The sequence below is a fragment of the Paenibacillus phocaeensis genome, from assembly GCF_900021165.1.
GTDB lineage: Bacteria > Bacillota > Bacilli > Paenibacillales > Paenibacillaceae > Fontibacillus > Fontibacillus phocaensis.
In genome coordinates this window covers 70,366-76,386 of the sequence record NZ_FCOQ01000005.1, presented here as the reverse complement: position 1 = coordinate 76,386, position 6,021 = coordinate 70,366, and the positions used below count along the sequence as shown (strand labels likewise).

The 6,021-nt window shown below is 57.4% G+C and carries 7 protein-coding genes; 6 read left to right on the top strand and 1 reads right to left on the bottom strand.

Annotated features, from left to right (window positions below):
* The 4 genes from BN3795_RS00500 to BN3795_RS25395 form a co-directional block, all read left to right on the top strand.
* The coding region (locus BN3795_RS00500) for an ABC transporter ATP-binding protein (protein ID WP_198524604.1) at nt 1–705 on the top strand (705 nt) is incomplete at its 5' end.
* Between the two features lie 156 nt (nt 706–861).
* Nucleotides 862–2,400 carry an MDR family MFS transporter gene (locus BN3795_RS00495; protein ID WP_198524603.1) on the top strand — a complete coding sequence of 513 codons (1,539 nt, stop codon included), beginning with the start codon at nt 862–864 and terminating at the stop codon, nt 2,398–2,400.
* 134 nt (nt 2,401–2,534) lie between these two features.
* Entirely contained in the window at nt 2,535–2,876 is a 342-nt protein-coding gene (locus BN3795_RS00490; protein ID WP_068782793.1) for a hypothetical protein, read from the top strand.
* Between the two features lie 23 nt (nt 2,877–2,899).
* Complete coding sequence (locus BN3795_RS25395; protein ID WP_198524602.1) at nt 2,900–3,073, top strand: hypothetical protein; 174 nt, start codon at nt 2,900–2,902, stop codon at nt 3,071–3,073.
* 81 nt (nt 3,074–3,154) lie between these two features.
* Here BN3795_RS25395 and BN3795_RS00485 read toward each other — a convergent pair whose 3' ends face one another.
* Nucleotides 3,155–3,622 (bottom strand): MarR family winged helix-turn-helix transcriptional regulator, encoded by a 468-nt coding sequence (locus BN3795_RS00485; RefSeq protein ID WP_068782792.1) that lies wholly within the window; start codon nt 3,620–3,622, stop codon nt 3,155–3,157.
* Nucleotides 3,623–3,897: 275 nt separating this feature from the next.
* On the opposite strand from BN3795_RS00485, the gene BN3795_RS00480 reads away from it, so the two are divergent.
* Together BN3795_RS00480 and BN3795_RS00475 are read left to right on the top strand one after the other, a co-directional pair.
* Nucleotides 3,898–5,205: an MFS transporter gene (locus BN3795_RS00480; RefSeq protein ID WP_232729809.1), complete on the top strand. Its 1,308-nt coding sequence runs from the start codon at nt 3,898–3,900 to the stop codon at nt 5,203–5,205.
* Nucleotides 5,206–5,291: 86 nt separating this feature from the next.
* Nucleotides 5,292–6,002 (top strand): ABC transporter ATP-binding protein, encoded by a 711-nt coding sequence (locus BN3795_RS00475; RefSeq protein ID WP_068782790.1) that lies wholly within the window; start codon nt 5,292–5,294, stop codon nt 6,000–6,002.
* The last annotated feature ends 19 nt before the right edge of the window (nt 6,003–6,021 follow it).

Sequence of the window (6,021 nt, the reverse complement as noted above, 5' to 3'; positions counted from 1 at the left end):
GCCCCGGCGGCGTCCCCCGCGCCCCTGCTCGAGGTGCGCGGGCTCAGCTACGCCTTCGCCCGCAGAACCGAGCCGGTGCTGCGGGATGTCCGCCTGACGCTGTACCCCGGCGAATGGCGGCTGCTCTGCGGGGACAACGGCTCCGGCAAAACAACGTTGTCCCGCCTGCTCATCGGCCTCCTGCCCCCGCCCAAGGGGACGGTATTCTGGCAGGGCCGGGATACCGCCCGCCGGACGCTGTATGATCTGGCGTCCGAGATCGGTTACGTATTCCAGCAGCCGGAGCATCAGTTCGTGGCCTCGACCGTGTGGGACGAGCTGTTGTACAGCCCGCGCGCCGAGCTGGGGCTGCGACCGCAGGACCCGGTGCCGGAGGAATTGCGGCAGCGCGCGGAACGCATGCTGGAGGCGATCGGCTTAAGCGGCAAAACTGGCGAATCCCCCTATGGATTAAGCGGGGGGGAGAAGCGGCTGCTGAGTGCGGCTTCCGTGATGATCTGCCGGAAGTCGCTGTACATCCTGGATGAGCCAACGGCGGGCATCGATTATGGCGGGGTTCGCTTGCTGACGGCTTTGTGCCGTGAGGCGGTGCAACAGGGGGCGGCGCTGATCATGATTACCCATGAGCCGGAGCTGTTTGAAGGCGAGCCGGTCAAGCGCTGGCGCATGGCGGAAGGTCAGCTGGTTCTCGAGGATTCGGAATAAACGGAGCCGATGCGCCGATACGATCAAGCTAACGGACGGCAGGCCGGGTGACGCACCCGTGCTTGCCGTCCGTCTTTCTTTTTTCGGGGGATTCTACTATAATGAAAGCTTATGGAATCGTTGACCGGAGGGTAGAGAAAGGAAGTATCGTTAATCATGAATCCAAGTAAACTGAAACGCAGCTATATCTTGACCGGATTGATGTTGTCCACGTTTTTGGCCGCGATCGAAGGGACCGTCATCGGTCCGGCGGGCCCGCGAATCGTTGGCGATCTGGGGGGAGCCCGGCTGCTCAGTTGGGTGTTTACCGCCTATCTGTTGACCATGTCCGTCACCACGCCGATTTTCGGCAAAATCAGCGACCTGTACGGCCGTAAGCCGGTGTTTGTGATCAGCTCCCTGCTGTTCCTCGCCGGCTCGATTCTGTCCGGAACGGCCCACAGCATGGGGCAGTTGATCGGATTCCGTGCCCTGCAGGGAATCGGGGCCGGCGGCTTGCTGCCGGTCACCTTTACGATCATCGGCGACATTTATTCCATCGAGGAACGTTCCAGGATCCAGGGCTGGATCAGCTCCGTTTGGGGCATCTCTTCCTTGATCGGGCCGCTGCTCGGCGGTTATGTCGTAGATTCGCTGAATTGGCGCTGGGCCTTCTACTTTAACGTCCCGTTTGGTCTGCTGTCACTGGTATTCATCATCGTTTATCTGCAGGAACGGATCGAGAAACGGAAAGTGAAGGTGGATGTGCTGGGGGCAGTCACCTTTACGATCGGCGTATCCGCTTTGCTGATCGGGCTGGCGACGGGCGGGCAGCAGTTGGGCTGGAACTCGCCGTGGTTAATGGGGATCTTTGCCGTAGCGGCCTGCTTCCTGGTGTTGTTTTTCATTGCCGAACAGCGGGCGGAGGAGCCATTGGTGCCGCTGAAGCTGTTCCGAATCCGCGATATTGCATTCTCCAATATCACCAGCCTCCTGGCAAGCGCCTTGCTGATCGGCTTAACCTCATACCTGCCGCTGTGGATTCAAGGGGTGCTTGGGCAAAATGCCACGATTTCCGGGTTAGCGCTGGCCCCGATGTCCATCGGCTGGATGCTGGGTTCGGTGCTCGGCGGCCGTTGGCTCATTTCCCGAGGCTCCCGCTACACCTCGTTGATCGGTATGGTGATTATCGCCTTGGGGGCGGCCGGGCTGGCCACAATCCACGAGGGAACGCCGATCTGGCCGATGCTGATTTATAATGCGCTATACGGGATTGGGTTCGGCTTCTCGTTTACCGTATTTACGATTATTGCGCAATCTTCCGTCGGTTACAGCTTGCGCGGGGCATCCACGGCGCTGAATTCCTTCGTCAAGTCCATCGGACAGACCATCGGCGTTGCCGCTTTCGGAACCTTGATCAACCTGCACATTGCAGCCCAGACGAAAAATGGTACCGCAGCAGGGGTCCCGATTTCGCAAGATGATATCGACCAGCTGTTGTCCCCCGAGAAGGTCCATCTGCTGGCGCCTGAACTTTGGGGAGAACTGAAGCAGGTATTGGCGCAAAGCTTGCATACGCTGTTTATTGTCATGGCGGTGATTGCGGTCGCCGGTATCCTCTGCGCGATCGGGCTGCGCAATCGGACGCCGGGGCTGGAGGAGGAAGGCCAAGGCGGCGAAGGCGAGGCTGGAGAACCTGCCGCAGGCAAAGTCTAGAGAGTTGTGAGTTTTTTCTTTAACCGCATCGGGCTGCCGACTCCTGTTGAACCGGGACGGCGGCCTGTTTTTCTTTGACCGGTATAAAAACGCCCATCTCTCCGCACCTTAACGGGAAAGGGGAGGTGTAGCCAATGAACAAGGAAATGAAGATTGATCAACATGCGCTGGTGAACGCCTGGCAGAAGCAACTGCCGGAATACCTGAATCCGGGAGATTCCGCGCAGGTGCAAGCCGATGCGGCAGATCCCCAAGCGCTGCGGATTCATATCAATGCGGCGGGGCATCAGTTTTATTCCTTTGATTTTCAATGCGCTTATATGGACCCGCGCGAGGTTCGCGTCGAGCTGGTGGATGTGGAGCAGGACGGGCAGACGATCGCGGAGAACAGCGAGCAGATTCAGGAATTGACCGGGGATTACGTCCGTCACATCCATGAATGTGCTCAAGCGCTGTCGCCGCTGACGAACCCTTAATCGAGAAAGCGAGGACAAATGCGATGTCACGAAGTAAATCGGGAATCGATAAGAACTTGACGAACGTGGTGGAGGATTTGGACCGGACACCGGTGAACGCTCACCAGGCCCAGCAAATGCAGCAGCAGGTGAACGACCGCCGTCATCGGGATATCAACAACCGCGACAACAACAAGGATATGGATCCGTCCCATTAGGGAGAGTTCCATGATTGGCCCTAAAAAAGGCTGCACCCGGACCCTCGTAACGATGAGTTCGGGTGCAGCCTTCTTGATGTCTTATTTCCGCAGCAACGGGGCAAGCTTCTCAGCTTCGCGGCCCATTTTCTTCAACAATTCGATCATGATCTGTTTCTCTTGGTCGTTCAGCCCGCTTAACGCGTGGTCAATGCGGTCGGCAAATTCCGGATACAGCTGATCCATCAGCTCTTTGCCCTTTGGCGTCAGCTCGGCATAAATAACGCGCCGGTCGCGCGGACAAGGCGTCCGATGCAGCAAGCCTGCCGCCTCAAGCTTATCGATCACGTAAGTGACGTTGCCGCTTTGGAGCAGCAGCTTGGCGCCGATTTGCTGAATCGGCTGCGAACCTTTGTAATAAAGGACCTCCAGAACGGCAAAAGCCGTCGGGTTAAATCCCTGGATTTTACTTCCCATCACCGCATGCTCGTTGACGCTCTTGAAGGATTTGGCAAAAACACGGTACAAATGCAGCGACAAATCCGTTCCGCGTTCTTCGGTTGTCATCATGTGCATCCCGCCCTTATTGTATATTTGTGAATCTTTGAACATGACTGAATTATTGTTATCTTAAAACACGGTGTAATTAAAAAAAATATAATTTATCACAATTTTCGCTTTTTTTAATGGAAATAATTGTTTACTTCAACTTCCGGTCCGAGAACAATTTCATCCTGAGGCACAGGAGGGGAATCCGCCTCCGGACGGATGGATTCCGCTTCCCAATTCATTAAGATTACTTCATAAATTGCTGTGGAGTAGGGGATGAAGACAGGATGTTGGGAATGGGGAACAAATCACGCCGGGAGAAGTCCGGTTTGCTGCAAAATCGCGCTTATATGGCGCTGCTCTCGGCACAGCTCGTGTCCAATATCGGCGACTGGCTGTATCTGCTTGCCTTGCTGACCATGGTTGGCCTGAAGTGGCAGGCTACGCCTTGGGAAATTACGATGGTCTCGTTGTTTATGGTGCTGCCGGTCCTTTTGGGCGGACCGTTGGCCGGGATGCTGGCGGACCGGGTCGAGCGCAAGAAGCTGATGGTGTATTCCGATCTTATGCGGTTTGTGGTGCTGCTGGGCTTCGTATTCGTAACGGCGATCTGGCAGGTCTACCTCTTGTTGATCGCCAAGGGGATTTTGGACGTCGTATTCTCGCCGGCGAAGAACGGTAAAATCAAGGAGATCGTGCCGCATGAACAGCTCGATCAGGCCGTTTCCTACAGCGCGATCATCGAGCAGGGCACCAAAATTATCGGGCCCGCCCTGGGCGGGATGCTGACTGCCGCCTTTAGCGTCACGGTGTGCTTTGTTGTTGACGCGGGAACCTTCCTCGTATCGGCGCTCTTGTTAACCAAGGTTCCGGGCAGAATGCGGAGCGACGCCGAGCAGTTGATGACAGCCGAGGGAGAAGCGGGGGATCCGGCTACTGCCGCGACCAAACAGAGCTTCTGGGCGGAGATGGCAGCCGGTGCCAAAATCATCGGGGGAATCCCGCTGCTCGCCTTCGGCACCTTGATCCTGTGCGCCACATTGTTGGTGCTGCAAATCGCCGACTCGCAGGCGGTCGTTCTATTTCGGGAGATCCCTGGCGTGTCTGACGATCTGCTGGGTTGGTGCATTACATGCAGCGGAATCGGCACGCTGACGGCAGCCTGGTTCACGCGGCGGCTGCGCATCACTCCGCTGTTCAAAATGGGCATCGGCGGGGCCATGCTGGGGTTCGTGTTTGCGGCAGCCGGTTTTATCGTCAGCCAGCTGTCTTGGACCGATGGAGTGACAGCGTTGCTGTTGACGTTGTTTGCACTTGCCGGGATGGGGGCCGGCATGACGTTTATTCCGTTCCAGGTTATGCTGCAGCAGAGAACTCCCGAAGCTGTGACCGGACGTGTATTCGGAACGGTATCCAGTTTGACCTCGACGGCAACCTTGATCGGGCCGTTGTTTGGCGGTTCGTTGGTCACCGCTTTCGGGCCGGAACCCGCCTTTATTTTGTCGGGTTGTCTGATGGCTGCCATCGGTTGCCTGCTGCTGCTGTTTGCCCCGGCGATCATGAAGCGGGACCGCGGAGCAGTTGAGCCGGCTCTGGGAGCCTGACCTGCAGTGAGGGACGCATAACCTGCACAACGGCGTTGCATGATTTATAATGGAAGAAATGATAGACGGAGTTGAGGGGATTTGTGGTGGAACAAGAGCAAGCATGGCTGGAAGTGAATATTCATCAGGCGGGATACGAGACGGGGAAGGCCGCGGTCGAACAGATCTCGCTTGCCGTCAAGCCCGGTGTGCTTACCGGGCTGATCGGGCCGAACGGAGCGGGGAAGAGCACGACGCTGAAGGCGATCCTTGGCCTGCTTCCCTATACGGAAGCGGAAGTGGAATTTCGCGGTCAGGCCCACCACTATGCTTATATCCCGGAGCAACCGGTGTTCTATGACACGTTGACGTTATGGGAGCACTTGGGATTAGCCGCTGCCGTCTACGGGATGGACGAGCCCGAATTCGAGCGGGAGGCCCGGGCGCTGCTCGAGAAATTCCGCATGACCGAATCCCGGGACCTGCTGCCGGGCGGCTTCTCGAAGGGGATGCGGCAGAAAATGATGCTGATGATCGGGTTCCTTGGCCGGCCGGATGTGTATATCGTCGATGAGCCGTTTATCGGTCTGGATCCGCGGGCGACCAAGGATTTCCTCGGCTTGCTGGAAGAGGAGTGCCGTCGCGGCGCCGGCGTGCTGATGTCCACGCATGTGCTGGATACGGCGGAGCGGATCTGCGACGACTTCGTCCTCATCTCGGATGGCCGGGTGAAGGCGAGGGGGGCGCTGGACGATATTCGTGCGGCTGCGGCCTTGCCGGGAGCGTCTTTGTTCGATTGCTTCGACGCATTAACATGAGGGCGGATGTCGATCCACA